This is a genomic window from Oceanobacillus manasiensis (genome assembly GCF_000724085.1).
Classification (GTDB): Bacteria; Bacillota; Bacilli; order Bacillales; family Amphibacillaceae; genus Oceanobacillus_B; species Oceanobacillus_B manasiensis.
Genome location: NZ_CCDL010000002.1, coordinates 762,751 through 782,821 on the forward strand (window position 1 = coordinate 762,751; position 20,071 = coordinate 782,821).

A 20,071-nucleotide genomic window follows, 5' to 3' on the forward strand; every position below is an offset into this window, starting at 1 on the left:
CCTTATTCAAATTCAATCAAAAGATCATCCACCGCAATTGAGTCACTGTTCGATACGTATACCTTTTTAACAACCCCATCAAACGGAGCTTGAACAGTTGTTTCCATTTTCATGGCCTCTGTGAGCAATAGGTGATCCCCTTTTTCTACTCTGTCACCGTTGCTTACCATTGCTTTAATTACCGTTCCTGGCATTGTTGCACCAAGTTGTTTTTCATTATTTTTTTCCGCTTTTTGTTTTACTGCTAATTTAGATTTAATACTTTCATCTTTGACCACAATTTCTCTTGTTTGGCCATTTAATTCAAAATAGACAACACGTGTACCATCTTCCTGTGCTTCTGATATTGATACTAATTTTACTATCAAGGTTTTCCCCTGCTCTATCTCTACTTCAATTTCTTCACCAAGTTTCATGCCATAGAAGAATGTAGGGGTACTAAGGACAGACATATCACCGTATTTCTCATGGAAATTATGGTAGTCCATAAATACTTTTGGATACAAGGCATAGGAGATCATATCAAAGCTGGTAACCTGTCTATCTAACTTTTCAAACAACTCCTCTTTTAGCTCGGAGAAGTTTACTGGATCAAGTAACTCTCCAGGACGAACCTCTATAGCCTCTCTCCCCTTTAAAATAATGTCTTGTAATTTTTTCGGGAAGCCTTGATATGGTTGTCCAATATCTCCTTTGGCAAATTCAATAACAGATTCTGGGAAATCAATGGATTCGCCGCGCTCGTAAATTTCTTCCTGGGTAAGGTTGTTCTGAACCATGAATAAAGTCATATCCCCGATCACCTTTGATGATGGAGTCACCTTAACAACGTCTCCAAACATATCATTTACCTGTCTGAACATAGCCTTTACTTCATTCCATCGTTCTTCTAAACCAACCGCTTTTGCTTGCTGCTTTAAATTACTATATTGTCCGCCAGGCATTTCATGCTCGTATATTTCTGTATGTGGTGACTTCATGCCACTTTCAAAATCGCGGTAATAATCTCGAATACCTTCCCAATATTGTGACAACGATTCATATGCTTTTACATCCATATTAGGCTGCCTGTTCGTCCCTTCTAGTGCATGATATAAAGACTGTGCACTAGGTTGAGAAGTCATTCCAGCCATAGAGCCTGCCGCAACATCTACTGCGTCTACACCGGCCTCAATTGCCTTTGCGTACATAAATGTACCATTTCCACTCGTATCATGGGTATGGAGGTGAATAGGTAGATCTACACTCTCTTTCAAAGTGGAGATAAGCTGATAAGCAGCTTCAGGCTTTAATAGACCAGCCATATCTTTTATACCAAGTATATGTGCTCCAGCACTTTCGAGCTCTTTTGCCAAATTCTTATAGTAGGTAAGATCATATTTTGAACGCCCTTTATCAAGAATGTTCCCTGTATAACACATAGCCGCTTCGGCAATCTTATTTGTTTCTCGAACTGCCTCAATAGCAGGAGTCATTCCTTCGACCCAATTTAAGCTGTCAAAGACACGGAATACGTCAATACCGGCATCAGCGCTTTTCGTTACAAATTCACTAATTAAATTGTCCGGATAATTTTTATAACCAACAGCATTACTCGCACGTAGGAGCATTTGGAATAAAACGTTTGGCATCCTTTCACGCAACTTAAGAAGGCGATCCCAAGGGTCTTCTTTAAGGAATCGATATGCAACATCAAATGTCGCTCCCCCCCACATTTCTACTGAGAATAGATTCGGCAAGAGTGCCGCAGTAGGTTCAGCTATCTGTAACAGGTCTTTGGTTCTAACTCTTGTTGCTAACAAGGATTGATGTGCATCTCGAAAAGTAGTGTCTGTCAATAAGACTTCTTTCTGTTCTTTCATCCACTTGGCAAGTCCTTCAGGTCCCTGTTTATCTAGAATTTGTTTTGTACCATTTGTGACTGAAGCTTGATTGTACCCTTTAGGTACTGTTAAACCTGAGAAATTTGGTTTCTCTTTTTTCTGCAAGCCCTCTCCACCATTTACTGTGGTGTGTGCAATGTAGCTAAGCATCTTTGTTCCACGGTCTTTACGTCTTGGGAACACAAATAATCCTGGTGTCTCATCAATAAAAGTTGTATTGTACTCTCCAGAAAGAAAACTGGGGTGTTGGATGACATTTTCAAGAAATGGAATATTTGTCTTTATTCCGCGAATCCTAAATTCTTTTAAATTTCTGACCATTTTGAGTGCAGCTTGGTCAAATGATAAAGCCCATGTCGAAACTTTAACTAATAATGAATCATAATGTGGCGATATAACCGCCCCTTGAAAACCATTACCTGCATCGAGTCTTACGCCAAACCCTCCACCTGTTCTATATGCCATGATTTTTCCTGTGTCAGGCATAAAGTTATTCAGTGGATCTTCCGTTGTTACACGTGATTGAATTGCATAACCATTTGTCTTAATTTCATCTTGAAATGGAATTCCAATTTCTACTTCATGAAGATTTTTTCCCTCTGCCACTTTAATTTGTGTTTGTACAATATCGAAACCAGTAATTAATTCTGTAATTGTATGCTCAACTTGGACTCGAGGGTTAACCTCAATAAAATAAAATTCATTATTCGTTACAAGGAATTCCACCGTTCCTGCGTTTACATAGTCTACATTTTTGGATAACTTTACAGCAGCTTGACATATCTCCTGCCTAATTTCTTCTGTAAGTGATGTGCTTGGAGCCACTTCCACTACTTTTTGATGCCTTCTCTGTACAGAACAGTCTCTTTCAAATAAATGTACTATATTACCGTGTTGATCCCCAATTATTTGTACTTCAATATGCTTAGGGTTTTCTATAAGTTTTTCGACATAAATTTCATCATTTCCAAAAGCTGCTTTTGCTTCTGACTTTGCCCTGTCATAGGCCTCATGCAATTCTTTTTCATTACGTACAATACGCATACCACGTCCACCGCCACCGAGAGAAGCTTTGATAATTATTGGATAATCATGCTCGCTGACGAAGTTTTCCACTTCCTCTAGTGAACTAACTGGGCCATCACTTCCTGGGATAACTGGTAATCCCGCCTCGATTGCCTGTGTGCGTGCTTTCACCTTATCTCCAAACATTTCTAAATGTTTACTAGTCGGGCCAATAAATAGTATGCCCTCTTCCTCACAACGTTTAGCGAACTTTATATTTTCAGATAAAAAACCATAACCTGGGTGGATGGCATCTACCCCTACCTCTTTCGCCAGGTCAATAATTCCTTCAATATCCAAGTAAGCATCAATAGGCTTTTTACCTTCTCCTACTAAATAAGCTTCGTCCGCTTTAAAACGATGATATGCGCTTGTGTCTTCTTTCGAATATACAGCAACTGTTCGAATATTTAATTCCGTGCAGGCACGGAAAACACGTATTGCAATTTCCCCTCTGTTTGCGACTAATACTTTGTTTATCTGCTTTGATTCTGCCATTTTCTTCCTCCTCCAGTAAAATGAGCTGCATTTCTTTTGCCAGTAGAGTGATCATGCGCTTGATTGTGATTAACATCTTGCTGTTCTTGTTGTTTTACTGTTTTAGCAATATTATTTAAAACCCCCATTGAAATCATAAGAATCAACAGAGATGAACCACCATAACTAATAAAAGGTAATGTAACGCCAGTAATAGGAAGAATTCCACTAATAGATCCAAGGTTAATAAAAGCCTGAATACCTACCATTGAAGAAATTCCTAATGCAAGCAATGCTCCAAAGCTATCTTTACATTTACGAGAAATAAAAATGCCTCGGAGTACAATTAAGGCAAGCATTCCAATAACAATCAGGACACCGATAAAGCCAAGTTCTTCGGCAACAATTGCCATTATAAAGTCTGTGTGTGCTTCCATAAGATAACCAAGCTTTTGGACACTTTGTCCTAGCCCTTCACCCGTAAGGCCTCCAACACCAATTGCTAAGTAAGATTGAATGAGATGGTAACCGTCTGTATCAGGTGTTTGAAAAGGTTGATATGCTCCAGTGAATCTAGCAATACGCACATCTGTCACCATGTAGGGAACCACAAGTAATATAAAAAGGACTCCAACTCCTGTTAATAGCAATAAATGCTTAAGGCGAATACCTGAACTAACAATAATTGTGCTAACGATCAAAAATATAATCGACGCTGTCCCTATATCCGGTTGCATTACAATTAATCCTAAGACAAGAATAGTCAAAACTAAAGGAGGTAAAACCCCTTTACTAAAATCGTTAATATAGTCTTGCTTCTTAGAATATACTGAAGCGAGATACATGATTAATCCCAATTTCGCAAATTCGGCAGGTTGTAGATTGATAGGTCCTATAGAGAGCCATGAAGTAGCATTATTTCTAGTATCTCCTAGTAAAACAACGGCTATCAGGAGACCGATAACACCTAACACAATAATTTTGATAAGCTTGTGGTAATATTTATAAGGAAAAATACTACATGCAATAAAGCCAATAAGCCCTAAAGAGAACCACTGTAACTGACGAAACAGATAATATGTACTCTCGTTCCCCTCAACCACTGCAGTGACCATACTAGCGCTATAAACCATGACCGCGCCGAAAGCTGCTAACAGTAATGGGGTAATAATTAAAATAAAATCGTAATCTCTAAGTCTATGTAACATCTTGCTTCTCCCCAATATATGGTGATATGCACCATCTAATATTTTTCTATTATAACATATCCTGTAACCGAGGAAAAAAATCAAAGAAAACGTGCATTCCATAACTCTTTCAGTATATTTACTAGCTACTCTATTCCCTTTCTACTAACTTATTAACCTAACTATACAAAAAAACCTTGCCAATAAATACGCAGGCAAAGTTTTTACGAATCGTTAAACGCTTAAAACCCTGATTAAACAGAGTTTTGCGCTGCTTCGTGCAGTATATTAAGCTGCCTCTCTAAATTTTCGAGAAGTGCTTTTCCTTCATCCTCGCTGATTAAGTTCAAACGCACAGCAAAATCAATTTCCCTAGAGAGGCCGAACATTTGGGTGTCAAGGACTTCCTCATATAAAGGGCATTGTGGCATTGTTAGATTTTCTATTTGAACTTCTATTAGTCGCAAAATTTTATCAGCATCAGCCTTAAGAAGGGCATAGGCTTTTTCACGATGATTAACAGTCACCTCAGGCATCAAATATATCCCCTCCGCTAAAAGACTTTCTTCTATATTATATTATCGTTACACCCAAAAAAATGCAAATAAAATTATATATTTTTGTAACTATAAAGTGAAATTCTTTATTATCTCTGCTATCCTTATAAAAGATACATATAAAGAGGTGAAAAAATTGATCATACCAATCAGTGGAAACGTTACCTATCCGATCACATTAGATCCGACAGTCTGGATATTTGATGATCGAAAAATATTGTTAGAGGAAGCGTTTGATAAAAAACAAGAAGAACAAGAAGAAGACAACGAGCTAGAGAAAGCTTCTAAGCGCTGGAACAGAGAAGTTTATCAACAAAATATAAAACCCCCTGTCAACCAGAGTATTAAAAAGTTTGAGCGTGAAAAAATATTAACAAATTCCTATGTTATACCACTTAAAGATTTTATTGCTAACACAGAAGTAAATGCGTCAGCTGAAAACGCTATTTTGATAGCCGGAGAAAAAAAGATTAGAATTTCTCTTGATTTATTAAAGGATAGTTATTTCTTATTTGCTGTTGATGGAAAACCTCTGAAAGATGACGGCCCAGTTCATCTTTATTATAAAGATGGTTCAAATCGTGGAGAACCAATTAAAAATATTACTAAAATTATAATTGAGTAATATGAATCTTCGCTCATAAAAGACACTTTGTCTCTCAACTAAATAAGCAATCGAGTAGGAGACTAATCATTAATTGATTAGTCGACCTCTCACACCACCGTACGTACGGTTCCGTATACGGCGGTTCAATAGTTTGAGTATGTGCGCTCATATAAATGGTTAAGGTCTTTCAGACCCCATTGTATGAGCGTTTTAAGTTTAATCGCTTTATGGAGAGTTTCGCTATGCGAAACTCTCCAGTAACCTTTTCGGGTATTGGCAACTTTCCAAGCTTCCTCTTCCGTTATTCCTAACTGTTTCAATCGGATGAATCGGGTTTTGATTTTCTTCCAACGTTTCCAAACAAGCTGTCTTAGTCGGTGGTTTAACCACTGGGCCGTTTTCTTTATAAAACTTTTCATAAAGCTGATTCCATAATAGTTAATCCACCCAACGGTGACTTGGTTAATTTCTTTGGCGATTTCTTCGAACTCTCCTGGGCGGTTCCGTCTAGTTAGAGTCTTCAGCTTTGATTTAAATTTCTTCTTTGCAGATTTATCGGGACGGCATCTTACTTCTTTGGCTGTACGGTGTATACAGAACCCCAAGAACTTGATTTTTGTGGGAGAACCGACCTTGCTTTTCTTACGGTTAACCGTTAGTTTCAAGTCTGTTTCAAGGTATTTTGTAACACTCTCTAGCACCCGAAAACCCGCTCTATTGCTATTAACGTATATGCAAAAGTCGTCCGCATAGCGTACGAATTTGTGCCCACGTTTCTCTAACTCTTTATCAAGCTGATCCAAGTAGACATTGCTCAAAATCGGTGATAGATTTCCACCTTGAGGTGCCCCCATATCCGAGGAGGAAATGAGTCCCTTCTCCATAATGCCGCTTTTAAGAAATTTCCATATCAACTTTAATACCACTTTGTCCTGTACGAATACCTTCAGGTATTCCATCAGTTTTTGGTGTTGGATTGTATCGAAATAGCTTTTCAAATCACAGTCAACTACCACACGGTAACCTTTTTCGTAGTATTTTGCGGCTTGTTTTATTGCTTGTTTGGCGTTTCTCTTTGGTCGAAACCCGTAACTGTATTGGGAAAAATGGGGATTTATCCTTCCTTCAATGACTTGATAGATAGCTTGTTGAACTACTCGATCGAGTACACAAGGAATGCCCAATTTCCGTTTAGATCCATCGGGTTTAGGAATCTCCACCCGTTTTACAGGTTGAGGCTGATAAGAGCCATCTCTTAATTTCCTTTTAAGTGGCTTGTAGTATTTCTGCATGTGACCAAAAAGCTCGTCTACCGTTATACCATCAATGCCAGGGGCTCCTTTGTTCGCTCTAACTTTCTTGTAAGCTAGATAGAGGTTGTTATCCTCTACTACTTGATCAATTAAACGCATACCATCTCGTTGATTTATTTCTGTGTGGATTGTACTACACACTTCTACATACTCTTCGGTTTCCAACCTATCCCTTTGTAGATAGCCATCTTTCGATGTATTCGGTGGTCTATGCATGATCCACACCTCCATATTTCTTCAAGATTACTATTGTTCAGCCCTTCATCCTTTAGGATTACTATGGCCTCTGCTGACTTCTTACAATTCATCTAGACATCACTGTCTACATTGTTCCTGTGGGAAGTTCCTTCCCTCTTGTCGGGAACCCTTGTAAGACCTCCCCGGGTAAGAGCTATAACCTTCCTCCCATGTAACTGCTGTATTTACTGTATGGAATTCGTGCAGTATTGGACTTCGTTTTGAATTGCAAACTTATCCGTTCCAATTCAGCCTTGTATACAGTTTCTGTTCGTCAGTTCGGGATTTTGCCTCCGGCTTCCTTCAGATTCTACCTCACGGTAGACACCCTTGCCTTCAGCTAACAGTTCCTACTGCCAAGCCTGTAGTGGACTTTCACCACCAAGTTATAGCCCATGCCGGGCACACAACGTTTTATACAACGGAAACTTCCGTTGTATATTTTTTTGGTTTGCAAGCAAAATAATGGTATGAGAAGTATGAGGAGGGTTTTAATTGAAGGTACCTTTTGTTCTTATTTTATTGGGAAGTTTAGTATTCACTTTCGGATGCCAGCAATCAGAAGAGGAGCCGCTTGCCTCAGAGGACGACAGCAATCGTTATATTCAAGTTAAAGATTCAGATCCCGCTGAACGAAAAAACTTAAATAACAGCCAAATTGCAACTCATTTGGCTAACATTGCCAGTGATGTGCCGAATGTTAATGATGCAGCAGCTGTAGTCGCTGGACCATATGCCGTTGTCGGAATTGATGTAGATAAAGATTTAGATCGCTCACGTGTCGGAACAATAAAATATTCTGTGCTAGAGTCTCTCTATCATGATCCTTATGGTAAGTCAGCCATTGTAGTTGCTGACGCAGACATAACCGAGCGTATTCGTGGTATGGGTAATAAAATACAACAGGGACACCCAGTACATGGTGTTGTAGATGAGCTTGCCGCTATTGTAGGCAGGTATATGCCAGACTTCCCTATCAATGAACATCAGCCACAAGAACCAGATCAGAATAAAGAAGTTATACCTGAAGAGGATAAACGTAAGCTTGAAGAAATAGAAGGAGAACAATCCAATCACCAAGATGAGTAAATAACCTTTAGAAAAAATTTATTTGAAACAACATAGCCGGACAACCATCCAAGCCTAGTGGATAAGTGTCCGGCCTTCTTATATTATTTGATCTATACTGTAGCCTGGCGGGTTACTCCTCCCTTTTAATTTCCAGTGGACAGTTCGCCGTTAAGTCAAAGCTGTTGATTAGTTTTGCTGGTTTTCAATTTCATTGTCGTTTTTATACTCATTGTAATATTGAACCCCAAATTGTGATCCTTCTGAAACCATTTTAGCATTTTCAAATTGTGCTATATCCTTATTATTTGATTGGTCTGGTGCACCAGCATCTTCAAATGTTTCATCATTGCTTTGCATTCCCAATTTTCCCGGCACTTTACGCACACCTTGTTTAAATCTTTCTCTATTTGACTTATCTTTTAAAAAATACCCTGCAGTTAAACTTATTGCTCCTATTGCACTTGCGGTTGATAGCATCGTACGCTTTTTCATAAAATCACCTCTGTAAGTTTTATTTCTACATGTTCTTTTCCCTAGTTATTATTTTACAAAACATCTTCCCTATTCTTCTTAGAGTTTGTCATAATATGTTATACTGTAGGGAAATGCATCATGACATTAAGTTAGAGGTGATATCTATGCAAGTAAAATGTGCTATATGTGATCAAGTAGAAGATATAGAAGATAACTCGCTTCAAGCGAAAAGATTGAGAAATCGCCGAATTCATATGTATTTATGTAACCCTTGCTATGATAGAATTGGTGAGAACACTAAGAAAAGACTTGCAACTGGCCGATTTAGACTAAAAGAAGAAAAACAGCATTCAGATGATCTTATTTAAGTAAAATCGAATTAATTTACTCGATACTGATTATTCTTTTTTCAAATTAGATCAAAACAAAATATGAATAAAAGCCAAACGGGTAAACTTTTCAGCAATAAATCAACCCGTTTGGCTTTTTATATGCCCTTTTAGCATAGGCGTATTCTTAATTTCTTTCACGATGCAGCCTGAATCGGTATATGCCCAATACTAGTGAGACGACAATAAGGCTCTCCGTAATGGGTAGCTTTAAAATACTAAAAATAGTTAATATGTATACTCCGACCGCAAGCATAATATAGACAAAAATCGTTTTAACTAGTGGTAATTTCCTGGCAAATCCTAGTTTGAAAGCGATAGCTCCGAAAATTAAATTTAATAAGTAGAATGACAGATAAATATTATCTGTCCCAAAATATTCAATGTACATATCAAATAATATACTAAAGCTTGTATCCATTAAAATCCCCCATCAATCCCGTAAAATAGCGTTTATCATACCTATTCTATCATACAAAATCCTGATCATACATTACAATACTCGAAAAGTTACATAAAGTAAAACTTCAATCAGTGGGGGTTTTCATTTTTCCCCACTGATTGTTAGTTGAACGAATCGGCATGTTAGTACGTTTACTCCCACTAAAAACTAACTGCTTCACTTCATGTTTTGAAGTGGGAGTCTTACGGACGGTTGCTCCTGGATAAATAGTTTTTGAAACAAATACTTATATCGTTTATACTATGGAAGGGTAGAATAGAGGTGTATGTATGAAAGCGATTAATTTCCCTATGCTATTACTTGCCATTCTCGTTATTCTGATGTTTGTAGGCTGCGGTGTAGCGATTGCTTTACGTAATGTTTGGCTTATAGTCTTATTTATCTTATTAGGTTTTGCACTTATGGGATTTGGAATCTCTCTAAAAAAGAAAAAAAAGTGATATCCCTCGGACATCACTTTTTTCCTTTTATTAAGAAATCGTCTAAAATTTCTCTTTGTACGGAAGAGTTACTTGTGAAGACGGAATTTTTTGTTAGCATATTGATCGGCTCTCCGTCCGTAGTAATAGTTGCTCCACCAACCTCGTGTACAATGACCATGCCTGCAGCAATATCCCAAGGCGCCAGGCTCATTGTTAAATAGCCATCAACTATCCCCTCTGCAGTATAAGCAAATTCCAGTGCCGCAGATCCATATGTACGTGTCCCGCGGACTGTTTTAACTAACCTTTGCATTTCTTTCTCATTTACCAAACGATTTTCACATAACCAGAAATGATTTAGGCTAAGAATGGCTTCCTTTAATGGGACGCTAGTATCTAACTGAGGTATTTTTTCACCGTTTTTGTACGCTCCCTTTGTACGCTGAGCACTATAGAGTACATCTTCCATCACATCGTATATTAAGCCAATTTCGCCAATGCCGTCGTGATAAACCCCAACTGAGATTGCAAAATTTCTCTTCTGATGCACGAAATTCATTGTGCCGTCAATTGGATCGATAATCCATATGGTTCCATCCATGCTGGAAAGTTCATCACCAAATCCTTCTTCACTTAATATATAATGATCAGGATAGTTTTCTCTTATTTTCCCTGCAAAGAAGGCTTCCGTTTCTTTATCCATTGTAGTCACCAAATCATTAGGGTTTGACTTCGTATCAACTTTTAACGGGTCATCTATTTTTGTTCGAATGGTGGTTCCAGCATCCATTACCCACTCTTTTGCCTGTTGAAATAATTTTTCTCGTACATCCGCGTTCATCGGGACACCTCCACTCAATTTTAAACTATAATATAATAGTATCAAATTAAGAAGAGTGCGTCATTCGAAATGGGTTTGATGCTAAATCCAATATAACTTATTTGATGTCTTCATCATCTTCTATTTGCATTAATTGCTTTCTCAACTGCTCAAGCTTTTCCTTTGCTTTAATTATTTCCACTGTATCCTCTGCTTGTAGTGCATCATAAAGTGATACTAACTCGTAATCAATCTCCATACGGATTACCGGAAGTTTTTCCTGTGCTTCTTTACGTCGTAAGGCCTCCATTACATATTTCACTTCTTCCACAACCTTTCAGATCACTTTTAATATATTTATGAGCCAGCCTTGAATTTGGTTCAACAATTTTCTGAAAATCAACTATTTACTTGATAATATTCCCCATATTATGCTTGTTTAAAACATGGGAACGCGACCATTCAATTTGTCAGTGTAGAAAACTTGACTTGTATAGCTATTTACTTAATAATAATTATTATAATCTACATATTGATACCCATCATTGATGGAGAGAATTTAGGAGGTTTCTATATGTCATTTCAGGGGTTTACACAAGAGGATTTCAATACTTTTCATATAGAAGGTTTGGAAGAAAGAATGACTGCAATACAGGAAAGAATTCAACCAAAGTTTCAAGAAGTTGGTAGTCTATTGGCAGATTTCCTCGCTGCAGAGCTACAAAATGAGATGTTCTTACATATTGCCAAGCATGCTAGAAGAACAGTTAATCCCCCTCAGGATACTTGGTTAGCGATTGCTGATAATAAGCGGGGTTACAAAAAGCATCCTCATTTTCAGATCGGTTTATTTGATGACCATTTGTTTATTTGGCTTGCATGTATATATGAATTAGATCATAAGCAACAAATCGCACAGGCCTTTTCAGATAAATATGAGGAGTTAAGGAAGCTTCCAAATGATTTCGTTGTTTCATTAGATCATATGAAGAAACCATCAATTCCACTAAATGAGCTCGAAAATAAAGATCTCGAACGGTTTCGTGATGTAAAAAAAGCAGAATTTCTTATTGGTAGACATCTTTCTCCTACTGACTCGCGTGTTACAGACGGGGATGCTTTTATCGAAACTGTGAAAGAAACCTTCAAGCCTTTGCTACCTTTTTACCAAGTTGCATTAAATCAACGTTAGTTAATCTTTATAAATTACTTAAAAAACTTGCAGAGTATGACACATCATTCTCTGCAAGTTTTTTAAGTTACGGGAGGTATTTAATAGCCGAAATTTCAAATCTTAAATAAACGTTTTCCTACATCGAGAACATTTCGTCTTTCGTCTCTCTTGCTTTTTTCACAACTTTATAGCTTGAATAACCAGAGTCCCTTTCAAATGCTGCAAATACTTTTTTCTCCTCACTTTTTGACGGAATAATTTCCTTTAACCTATTATATAGTGCGAGAACATTTTGCTTTTTAACCTTGCCTTCATAGGCTTTTTCCATTAATGAAAAAAAGTTAACTACATCAATTATTTCTTCCTTTGTCCACGTTTCATCTAGTGGATACTGATAATTCATATATAAATCCTCCTTATTTCCATTTACTTCTAATTTGCTCTGCTTCTTTTATAATGAGATGGATAACTTCCTCTACAGATGAAATGTCTTTAATTCTAGCTGATCCTTGTCCTGCCCAACCAAACCCAGCTGTTTCATTACCTTCGTTAATATACCTTTGATTCGCTTTTCCGCTAATAAGCTCCTTCAACTGTTCATAACCCAGGTCTAACTTTTCTGCTTTTAATATTTCTTCGGTCCAAGGACTTCGTAACGCCCTTGCAGGTGCACCAAGCGAACGTTTAATCACGACAGTTGATTGCTCACCCGCATCTAATATTGCTTGCTTATAAGCCACATGTGCGTTCACACATTCTGTGGTAGCAATAAACCGTGTACCCATTTCAATTCCTTCTGCACCAAGCGCCATTGCAGCCATCATACCTTTTCCATCTACAATTCCACCTGACGCTATAACAGGTATCGATACATTTTCCTGGACATATGGGGTTAGAACCATGGTACCTATGTCTCCACGTCCAAGATGACCTCCACCTTCTTGACCGACAACCATAACAGCGTCAGCTCCAAGCTCTTCCGCCTTTACTGCTTGTCTCTTGGCGGCAACAAGTACTAGCGTCTTTATATTCTCCCCTCTTGCTTTGCTAAGTATGTTCTTAGGATTACCTCCCGTCACGCTAAGCACAGGAACTTTTTCTTCCAATACAACATCAAGCATGTGATCATATGGTCGACCATGCTGTCCTATAGCAAGATTTACACCAAAAGGCTTGTTTGTCATCCTCCTGACTTTTCTAATTTCCGACCGTAATTGTTCCTCATTAGGTAAACTCATAGCAGTTATTTGACCAAGCCCTCCTGCGTTAGAAACAGCAGCTGCCAAATCGGCATACGCAAGATAGGCTAAGCCTCCTTGAATGATTGGATACTTTATCCCTAAAAGTGAAGTGACCCTTGTTTGCCAATCCACTATCTCATCCCCTTTCCAAATCTACTTATATCCTATCATTACTTACATTGCCCTTGAAAGAAAATGAAGCTAGTATTTAGCAGATAAATTTGCTATAATACGTTAGTTATTTTATTTGAAAATGAGGTGCACCCTGTGAAGGACCAAACAAGAACGCCGCTTTTTTCTGGTTTATTAAAACATATTGATAATAACCCAACCCAATTTCATATACCTGGACATAAACAAGGAAATGCCACTGAACCAGCTTTTCGTTCTTTCCTTGGTGATAATGCATTTAAGATGGATTTAATAAATATTGAGCCACTTGATGATCTCCATCATCCAAGTAGTATTATTAAAGAGGCTCAGGAATTGGCAGCTGATGCTTTTGGAGCAGATTATACCTTTTTTTCCATTCAAGGGACAAGTGGTGCAATAATGACTATGGTCATGAGCGTGTGCAATCCGGGTGATAAAATCATCGTCCCACGAAATGTCCATAAATCTGTTACCTCAGCAATCATTTTTTCAGGCGCTATCCCTGTTTTCATTCATCCTGAGCTAGATCCACTACTCGGTATCTCGCACGGCATTACACCTAAGGCAGTAAAACATGCTTTAGAAGTACATCCCGATGCAAAGGCTGTACTCGTTATTAACCCTACTTACTTTGGAGTTTCAGCTGATCTTGAATCTATCGTAGAAATTGTTCATCATTACAATATACCAGTCCTTGTAGATGAGGCGCATGGTGTACACATCCACTTTCACGATAAGCTTCCGCTCTCTGCTATGCAGGCTGGAGCAGATATCGCTGCAACGAGCGTGCACAAATTAGGTGGCTCATTGACACAAAGTTCGGTTCTTAATTTGCAAGGTAATCGAATATCTCACGAACGCGTTCAGACGATACTGTCCATGTTAACTACAACTTCTACTTCATATATATTACTCGCATCTTTAGATACAGCAAGAAAGCAATTAGCAACAAGCGGTCATCCGCAAATTGATCAAGCTATTAACCTGGCAAATTATGCAAGAAATTCAATTAACGACCTTCAATTTATTTATTGTACTGGAGAAGAGATTTTAGGTACCGAAGCAGCATATAGTTTTGACCCTACCAAATTAATTGTCTCTGTAAAGGAACTGGGGATAACAGGCTATGATGCTGAGGTTTGGCTACGAAAAAATTTTAACATCGAAGTAGAACTATCTGATCTTTATAATATTTTATGTATTATCACACCAGGGGATTCCGACCAGACAATAGAAACATTAATTACTGCTCTTCGTCACCTTGAAAAAGCTATGCTACCTTTATCTTGTAAAAAAGACGTTAAGGTGAGGATTCCGGAGATTCCATTCTTAGCTTTGGCTCCTCGTGATGCTTTTTATGCTGAAACGGAAATCATCCCATTTGCTGAAGCTGCTGGCAGAATAAGCGCTGAATCAATTATGGTTTACCCCCCTGGAATTCCTATTTTCATACCTGGGGAAATTATTACAGATGAAAATATTCATTATATATGGGAAAATATTGAGGCTGGTTTGCCTGTTCAAGGTTTACAGGATGAAACATTGCAAAGCATTCGTGTAATAAAGGAATACAAAGCATTTAATTAAAAGATCCCGCATACATTAGTATGCGGGACTGTATTTTTAAACAAGCTTTCCTATTAAGTATGCGCTTTCTTTTTAGTCCTGATTACATCCTGAACATGTACCGTACAAGGTTGTAACTTTCTCCCCTTCAAAATGTTCAATAATCTCCTGACAGTCCTGACAAATAATTGTACCCATAGGAACAGCTCCCTCTCCAATTAAATGTTGTGTTACATTTCAATTATAATATGTCACAATCATTTTATCAAGACCAATTAGTATGTCCTATTTGTTTTTTAGTATCGTTTTGGTTTATAAACGTTAGTTGTTGCTTTTCTTCCGTATACCGTTATCTTTTAATCTTGAAAGTTAAGAAAGCAGGCTGCCACTTGGTATACATGGCAACCTGCTTTCTCCGTTTAATTTTCATTCTTTTTTGTTTGGATTAAGTCGGGATCAACCATTTCGTAGCCTTCTTCACGCAGCCCTTCAATGATATCTCCTAACGCCTCGGAGGTCCACTCCCTATCATGCATAAGTAAATTGGCACCGGATTTAAGCAAAGAATAATCCACCCCAGCTTCTGGCCCTTCGCCAGTAATCATCGCTTGCTTTAATTTCTCGGCATCCATATACGGTTCAAAATAATCATACCCATATGTCCAGTTCATAAGTGTCATTCCTTCGTCCTCTACAACCTGTTTAGAGTGCTCCGTATTCCTTCCGTGTGGAGCACGAAAAAAGGTTGGACGTTCTCCGATAATCTCCTCAATACGATCACTCACACTAACAATTTCCTCAGTCTGTTCCTCTTCTGGCAAGGTAGTCAGGTCTGGATGACTATATGTGTGGTTTCCAATTGGAAAGCCCATATCATGAATTTTTTTTAGTTTTTCTGCTCCCTCTTCTGTTTCAATGAAATGACCATTTACAAAAAAGATAGCACTAGCATTATGCTCTTTTAATGTTTCAGCCATTTTAATTGCATTTTCGTCTGGTACGTCATCGATCGTTAATAAAACCACCTTTTCATTTGTATCAGAATCTTGGTCGATCGGAACAATGGAAGAGGTTTCTTGATCTACTTTATATACAGGGTCTTTTGCAGTTTCTTCCTGTTGATCGGCCTCTTCAGCTGTATCGTTTTCAGCATCCTTTTCATCAGTACTAGTGCCTTTCTCTTGATTACTAACATCCTCTTCTTGCTCCGTTTTTTCCCCATTATCATCTTCTACTTCATTACTTGTTTGCTGACTATCACTACAAGCTACGAGAAGAAAAACAGAGAAAAGTAAAATGGATATAATAATATGACGCATTATGTAACCTCCTGTTGAATTTTATATAATTTTTACATACTTCATAATTATAAAGGAACTCCTACAATCATTACAATTCTTTTCTATTCTTACTTAATTTCCGTTTGAGTCTCTGAATTATGGGTATAGACTAAGGTCGACTACTATTTTCATTTCAGGGAAAACTATGTTTAGATTTGAACGATAGACAGGAATGTGTTTTAATACTTAGATGTATGCTTACATATTAAATAACTATTTAAAAAATAAAAGAAAGGGGAAATTATGAAAAAAGTATCGAATGTATTCTGGATATCGGCAATAGTCACAGTATTATTTATAGTATGGGGAATTATCCCACAAAGTGTCCTACCTACAGCAAATTTAGACAATATAACGACTATTATACAAAGTTACCTGGTTGACACTTTTGGTTGGTTCTATCTACTCACCGCAACCGGCTTTCTCATCTTCGCTATTTATTTAATCTTTTCAAAATATGGAAATATAAAATTAGGCAGGCCTGGAGATAAGCCTGAATATGGATACCTGACTTGGTTTGCTATGTTATTTAGTGCGGGTATGGGAATTGGGCTTGTATTCTGGGGTGCAGCAGAACCATTATCTCATTTCCATGAACCACCATTTGGTGATGCGGAAACAAGTGATGCCGGAAAAACCGCTTTACAATATAGCTTTTTCCATTGGGGATTTCACCCTTGGGCAATTTATGCCACTGTCGCATTAGCTCTAGCGTATTTTAAATTCCGAAAACAAGCACCCGGTGTGGTAAGTGCCATTTTAGAACCACTATTTGGTGAACGTATTCGAGGCAAATGGGGAACGCTTGTCGACTTTATCGTAGTCTTTGCCACTGTATTCGGTGTAGCGACATCACTAGGGTTTGGTGCTATTCAAATCAGCGGTGGTATAAGCTTTTTAACTGGTAATGAGCAATCAATTGCCCTTCAATTAATTATTATAGGGATCGTCACAATACTTTATATGACATCAGCCATGACTGGCTTAAATAAAGGGATTAAATACTTAAGTAATGCTAACTTAATTTTAGCCTTCTTATTGATGTTATTCTTGCTATTTGCAGGTCCTACAACATATATTTTAAATCTATTTACTAACACATTAGGTAACTATATTCAAAACCTGCCTAGCATGAGTTTTCGAATGACACCATTCAATGAAGATAATACAACTTGGATTAATGGGTGGACTATTTTCTATTGGGCATGGTGGATTTCATGGGCGCCTTTTGTTGGTACGTTTATTGCCCGTGTATCGCGCGGGAGAACCATCAGGGAATTTGTACTCGGTGTGTTGTTAGTTCCAACAATTTTTGGCGCACTATGGTTCACTGTTTTTGGAGGTTCAGCCATTAACTTAGAGTACTTCCAAAATGCAAATATTCAAGCAGATGTGGATGCAATTGGCACAGAGGCCGCGTTATTTTCTGTATTACAACATTATCCTTTTGCCATCGTTATGACCATCATCGCTATATTGCTGATTACAACTTTCTTTATAACATCAGCAGATTCAGCAACGTTTGTATTAGGAATGCAGACAACAAATGGCAGCCTATACCCACCAAATATTGTCAAGCTTATATGGGGTCTATTGCAGTCTAGTGCAGCTGCAGTACTCTTATGGCAAGGTGGACTGGAAGCCTTACAAACAGCTTCCATTATAGCAGCCTTTCCTTTCTCAATAATCATGATCTTGGTTGTCGCCTCCTTAATCAAGTCATTCAGAGCCGAAGCTAAGGATATCGACTTTAGTAAGAAGAGATAAAAACATCTTCTTAAAATCAAGAATAAAGCTGTAAATATGTATCTTTAAGTAAAAAATGTATAAGCAAGATATGTAGCCGAATGGTATCGAAACCTGTTGTATTATCCACAGCAGATTCGGATTGCCATTCGGCTTTTATTTTGGCTTAGCAGCACAGAAGTGTACGCTAGAAATCTCATCGGTATTGTTCAAAACCTAAATGGTATTAAAACCCCCTCTTTTCTAGAAACTTTATCGTGAATTTACAAAGTTAATTGTAGCTTGGAGTGTTTTTTTAACTTGTTTCTAACCAATTAGCTAACTCTATCAAATGCATATTATGATCAGCGAATTATCTCCTATATTTCTACTGTAAGTATGTAAATTTTATAATAAAAAAGGCTGCCCCAAATGTCGATTATCGACTTTTGGGACAGCCTCGTATTTAACCTACGTAACGTTTACGTAAAAAGTTATTATTTCATCATATGAATTGGTGTACCCATTGCAAGCTCTGCAGCTTCCATTGTGATTTCACCTAAGCTTGGATGCGCATGGATAGTTAGTGCAATATCTTCAGCAGTCATACCTGCTTCAATAGCTAGACCAACTTCAGCAATCATGTCACTTGCATTTGGACCAGCGATTTGTGCTCCAATAACAAGTCCATCCTCTTCTCTTGTAATAAGCTTCATGAAACCATCACTATCATTTAGAGAAAGAGCACGGCCATTTGCTGCAAATGGGAATTTAGCAGCTTTTACTTTGTAGCCTGCATCTTTTGCTTCTTGTTCAGATAAGCCTACTGTAGCCAATTCTGGATCAGAGAATACGACAGCTGGCATTCCGATATAATCAATTTCAGCCTTTTCTCCACTGATAGCTTCTGCAGCAATTTTACCTTCGTAAGACGCTTTATGTGCAAGTGGCATACCTGGAACAATATCACCAATTGCGTAGATATTGTCAACATTAGTGCGGCACTGCTTGTCAATTTGAACTAGTCCACGATCATCCATTTCGATACCCACTTGTTCAAGACCAAGTTCTTGCGTATTAGGACGACGACCGACTGTTACAAGGACATAATCAGCATCGATTTTTTCTTCTTTACCATTAGCTTCATAAGAAACAGTTACGCCATCTTTTGTTTCTTCTACACCTTTAGCCATAGCTTCAGTGATGATAGAAACATTTTTCTTTTTCAAGCGTTTTTTAACTACTTGCGTCATTTGTTTTTCAAATCCACCAAGAATATCTTTTGTTCCTTCTAAGACTGTAACCTCGGTACCGAAGTTAGCATATGCAGTACCTAATTCTGTACCAATGTAACCTCCGCCAATTACAACCATCTTCTTAGGAATCTCTTTAAGATTTAGTGCACCAGTAGAATCCAATACACGATCAGAGAATTTGAAGCTAGGAATTTCAATTGGTGTTGAACCAGTTGCAATAATACAGTTGTTGAACGTATATGTTTGAGAGTTTTTCTCATCCATTACTTTAGCTGTATTTTTGTCAACGAAATACACTTCACCACTAAGAATGTCTACTTTGTTTCCTTTTAAAAGTCCTTCAACGCCAGAAGTCAGCTTGTTTACTACACTGCCCTTCCATTCTTGAACTTTTGAAAAATCAACTGTAACGTTCTCTGTTTTAATACCAAGTTCTTCATTACCATGAGCATGCTCTGTAAGATGTCCAGCTTGGATTAGAGCTTTTGAAGGAATACATCCAACATTTAAGCAAACTCCACCAAGAGCTCCTTTATCTACAATCGTAACTTTTTGGCCTAGCTGAGCAGCACGGATGGCAGCTACATAGCCACCAGGCCCTGCTCCAACTACTAGTGTGTCTAGTTCAATCGGGAAATCTCCTACTACCAT

General features: G+C 37.9%; 20 protein-coding genes. 7 read left to right on the plus strand and 13 right to left on the minus strand.

Going from position 1 to position 20,071, the window contains the following annotated elements:
- Positions 1-2 precede the first annotated feature (2 nt).
- The 3 genes from pyc to BN985_RS13070 form a co-directional block, all read right to left on the minus strand.
- Positions 3-3,446, minus strand: a complete 3,444-nt coding sequence (gene pyc, locus BN985_RS13060; RefSeq protein WP_042223905.1) for a pyruvate carboxylase — start codon at positions 3,444-3,446, stop codon at positions 3-5.
- Positions 3,425-4,633 (minus strand): putative lipid II flippase FtsW, encoded by a 1,209-nt coding sequence (gene ftsW, locus BN985_RS13065; protein ID WP_042223906.1) that lies wholly within the window; start codon positions 4,631-4,633, stop codon positions 3,425-3,427. The genes pyc and ftsW overlap by 22 nt, the downstream gene beginning before the upstream one ends.
- 233 nt (positions 4,634-4,866) lie before the next feature.
- Complete coding sequence (locus tag BN985_RS13070) at positions 4,867-5,148, minus strand: YlaN family protein (RefSeq protein ID WP_036573332.1); 282 nt, start codon at positions 5,146-5,148, stop codon at positions 4,867-4,869.
- Between the two features lie 148 nt (positions 5,149-5,296).
- Between BN985_RS13070 and BN985_RS13075 the strand changes: the two genes are divergently transcribed.
- The gene (locus BN985_RS13075) at positions 5,297-5,794 is read left to right on the plus strand and encodes a hypothetical protein (protein WP_332257495.1); all 498 of its coding nucleotides are present in this window, start codon (positions 5,297-5,299) and stop codon (positions 5,792-5,794) included.
- A gap of 125 nt (positions 5,795-5,919) precedes the next feature.
- On the opposite strand, the gene ltrA is transcribed toward BN985_RS13075, so the two are convergent.
- On the minus strand, positions 5,920-7,188 hold the full coding sequence (gene ltrA, locus BN985_RS13080; RefSeq protein WP_198029994.1) for a group II intron reverse transcriptase/maturase: 1,269 nt from the start codon (positions 7,186-7,188) through the stop codon (positions 5,920-5,922).
- 633 nt (positions 7,189-7,821) lie between these two features.
- Between ltrA and BN985_RS13085 the strand changes: the two genes are divergently transcribed.
- Positions 7,822-8,415 carry a YhcN/YlaJ family sporulation lipoprotein gene (locus BN985_RS13085; RefSeq protein WP_042223911.1) on the plus strand — a complete coding sequence of 198 codons (594 nt, stop codon included), beginning with the start codon at positions 7,822-7,824 and terminating at the stop codon, positions 8,413-8,415.
- 168 nt (positions 8,416-8,583) lie between these two features.
- On the opposite strand, the gene BN985_RS13090 is transcribed toward BN985_RS13085, so the two are convergent.
- Positions 8,584-8,889: a hypothetical protein gene (locus tag BN985_RS13090; protein WP_042223912.1), complete on the minus strand. Its 306-nt coding sequence runs from the start codon at positions 8,887-8,889 to the stop codon at positions 8,584-8,586.
- A gap of 146 nt (positions 8,890-9,035) precedes the next feature.
- Here BN985_RS13090 and BN985_RS13095 point away from each other — a divergent pair, with 146 nt between their 5' ends.
- Complete coding sequence (locus tag BN985_RS13095) at positions 9,036-9,239, plus strand: YlaI family protein (protein ID WP_042223913.1); 204 nt, start codon at positions 9,036-9,038, stop codon at positions 9,237-9,239.
- Between the two features lie 148 nt (positions 9,240-9,387).
- On the opposite strand, the gene BN985_RS13100 is transcribed toward BN985_RS13095, so the two are convergent.
- Positions 9,388-9,681: a YlaH-like family protein gene (locus tag BN985_RS13100; RefSeq protein ID WP_042223914.1), complete on the minus strand. Its 294-nt coding sequence runs from the start codon at positions 9,679-9,681 to the stop codon at positions 9,388-9,390.
- 311 nt (positions 9,682-9,992) lie between these two features.
- Between BN985_RS13100 and BN985_RS19240 the strand changes: the two genes are divergently transcribed.
- Entirely contained in the window at positions 9,993-10,163 is a 171-nt protein-coding gene (locus BN985_RS19240) for a DUF5325 family protein (protein WP_198030007.1), read from the plus strand.
- Between the two features lie 13 nt (positions 10,164-10,176).
- Here BN985_RS19240 and BN985_RS13105 read toward each other — a convergent pair whose 3' ends face one another.
- Complete coding sequence (locus tag BN985_RS13105) at positions 10,177-10,986, minus strand: inositol monophosphatase family protein (protein ID WP_042223915.1); 810 nt, start codon at positions 10,984-10,986, stop codon at positions 10,177-10,179.
- Between the two features lie 97 nt (positions 10,987-11,083).
- Positions 11,084-11,287 (minus strand): hypothetical protein, encoded by a 204-nt coding sequence (locus BN985_RS13110; RefSeq protein ID WP_042223916.1) that lies wholly within the window; start codon positions 11,285-11,287, stop codon positions 11,084-11,086.
- 252 nt (positions 11,288-11,539) lie between these two features.
- Here BN985_RS13110 and BN985_RS13115 point away from each other — a divergent pair, with 252 nt between their 5' ends.
- Entirely contained in the window at positions 11,540-12,157 is a 618-nt protein-coding gene (locus BN985_RS13115) for a YktB family protein (protein ID WP_042223917.1), read from the plus strand.
- 118 nt (positions 12,158-12,275) lie between these two features.
- On the opposite strand, the gene BN985_RS13120 is transcribed toward BN985_RS13115, so the two are convergent.
- Positions 12,276-12,542, minus strand: a complete 267-nt coding sequence (locus BN985_RS13120; protein ID WP_042223918.1) for a UPF0223 family protein — start codon at positions 12,540-12,542, stop codon at positions 12,276-12,278.
- Between the two features lie 13 nt (positions 12,543-12,555).
- The gene (locus BN985_RS13125; RefSeq protein WP_042223919.1) at positions 12,556-13,512 is read right to left on the minus strand and encodes an NAD(P)H-dependent flavin oxidoreductase; all 957 of its coding nucleotides are present in this window, start codon (positions 13,510-13,512) and stop codon (positions 12,556-12,558) included.
- A 135-nt stretch (positions 13,513-13,647) separates the two neighbouring features.
- Between BN985_RS13125 and BN985_RS13130 the strand changes: the two genes are divergently transcribed.
- On the plus strand, positions 13,648-15,120 hold the full coding sequence (locus BN985_RS13130; RefSeq protein WP_042223920.1) for an aminotransferase class I/II-fold pyridoxal phosphate-dependent enzyme: 1,473 nt from the start codon (positions 13,648-13,650) through the stop codon (positions 15,118-15,120).
- A gap of 72 nt (positions 15,121-15,192) precedes the next feature.
- Here BN985_RS13130 and BN985_RS13135 read toward each other — a convergent pair whose 3' ends face one another.
- The gene (locus BN985_RS13135) at positions 15,193-15,297 is read right to left on the minus strand and encodes a GapA-binding peptide SR1P (protein WP_084157546.1); all 105 of its coding nucleotides are present in this window, start codon (positions 15,295-15,297) and stop codon (positions 15,193-15,195) included.
- A gap of 221 nt (positions 15,298-15,518) precedes the next feature.
- The gene (locus BN985_RS13140) at positions 15,519-16,418 is read right to left on the minus strand and encodes a polysaccharide deacetylase family protein (protein WP_042223921.1); all 900 of its coding nucleotides are present in this window, start codon (positions 16,416-16,418) and stop codon (positions 15,519-15,521) included.
- A gap of 264 nt (positions 16,419-16,682) precedes the next feature.
- On the opposite strand from BN985_RS13140, the gene BN985_RS13145 reads away from it, so the two are divergent.
- Positions 16,683-18,206, plus strand: coding sequence for a glycine betaine uptake BCCT transporter (locus BN985_RS13145; protein WP_042223922.1), 1,524 nt, complete (start codon positions 16,683-16,685; stop codon positions 18,204-18,206).
- A gap of 455 nt (positions 18,207-18,661) precedes the next feature.
- Here the strand turns inward: BN985_RS13145 and lpdA are convergent, their stop codons facing one another.
- Positions 18,662-20,071 carry a dihydrolipoyl dehydrogenase gene (gene lpdA / locus BN985_RS13150; protein ID WP_042223923.1) on the minus strand — a complete coding sequence of 470 codons (1,410 nt, stop codon included), beginning with the start codon at positions 20,069-20,071 and terminating at the stop codon, positions 18,662-18,664.

Coding starts and splice junctions, on each gene's coding strand:
- BN985_RS13135 (WP_084157546.1), bottom strand. CDS start 15,297: ATGGGTACAATTATTTGTCAGGACTGTCAGGAGATTATTGAACATTTT.
- pyc (WP_042223905.1), bottom strand. CDS start 3,446: ATGGCAGAATCAAAGCAGATAAACAAAGTATTAGTCGCAAACAGAGGG.
- BN985_RS13115 (WP_042223917.1), top strand. CDS start 11,540: ATGTCATTTCAGGGGTTTACACAAGAGGATTTCAATACTTTTCATATA.
- BN985_RS13105 (WP_042223915.1), bottom strand. CDS start 10,986: ATGAACGCGGATGTACGAGAAAAATTATTTCAACAGGCAAAAGAGTGG.
- ftsW (WP_042223906.1), bottom strand. CDS start 4,633: ATGTTACATAGACTTAGAGATTACGATTTTATTTTAATTATTACCCCA.
- BN985_RS13090 (WP_042223912.1), bottom strand. CDS start 8,889: ATGAAAAAGCGTACGATGCTATCAACCGCAAGTGCAATAGGAGCAATA.
- BN985_RS13070 (WP_036573332.1), bottom strand. CDS start 5,148: ATGCCTGAGGTGACTGTTAATCATCGTGAAAAAGCCTATGCCCTTCTT.
- BN985_RS13095 (WP_042223913.1), top strand. CDS start 9,036: ATGCAAGTAAAATGTGCTATATGTGATCAAGTAGAAGATATAGAAGAT.
- BN985_RS13140 (WP_042223921.1), bottom strand. CDS start 16,418: ATGCGTCATATTATTATATCCATTTTACTTTTCTCTGTTTTTCTTCTC.
- BN985_RS13100 (WP_042223914.1), bottom strand. CDS start 9,681: ATGGATACAAGCTTTAGTATATTATTTGATATGTACATTGAATATTTT.
- BN985_RS13120 (WP_042223918.1), bottom strand. CDS start 12,542: ATGAATTATCAGTATCCACTAGATGAAACGTGGACAAAGGAAGAAATA.
- BN985_RS19240 (WP_198030007.1), top strand. CDS start 9,993: ATGAAAGCGATTAATTTCCCTATGCTATTACTTGCCATTCTCGTTATT.
- ltrA (WP_198029994.1), bottom strand. CDS start 7,188: ATGCGTTTAATTGATCAAGTAGTAGAGGATAACAACCTCTATCTAGCT.
- BN985_RS13145 (WP_042223922.1), top strand. CDS start 16,683: ATGAAAAAAGTATCGAATGTATTCTGGATATCGGCAATAGTCACAGTA.
- lpdA (WP_042223923.1), bottom strand. CDS start 20,071: ATGGTAGTAGGAGATTTCCCGATTGAACTAGACACACTAGTAGTTGGA.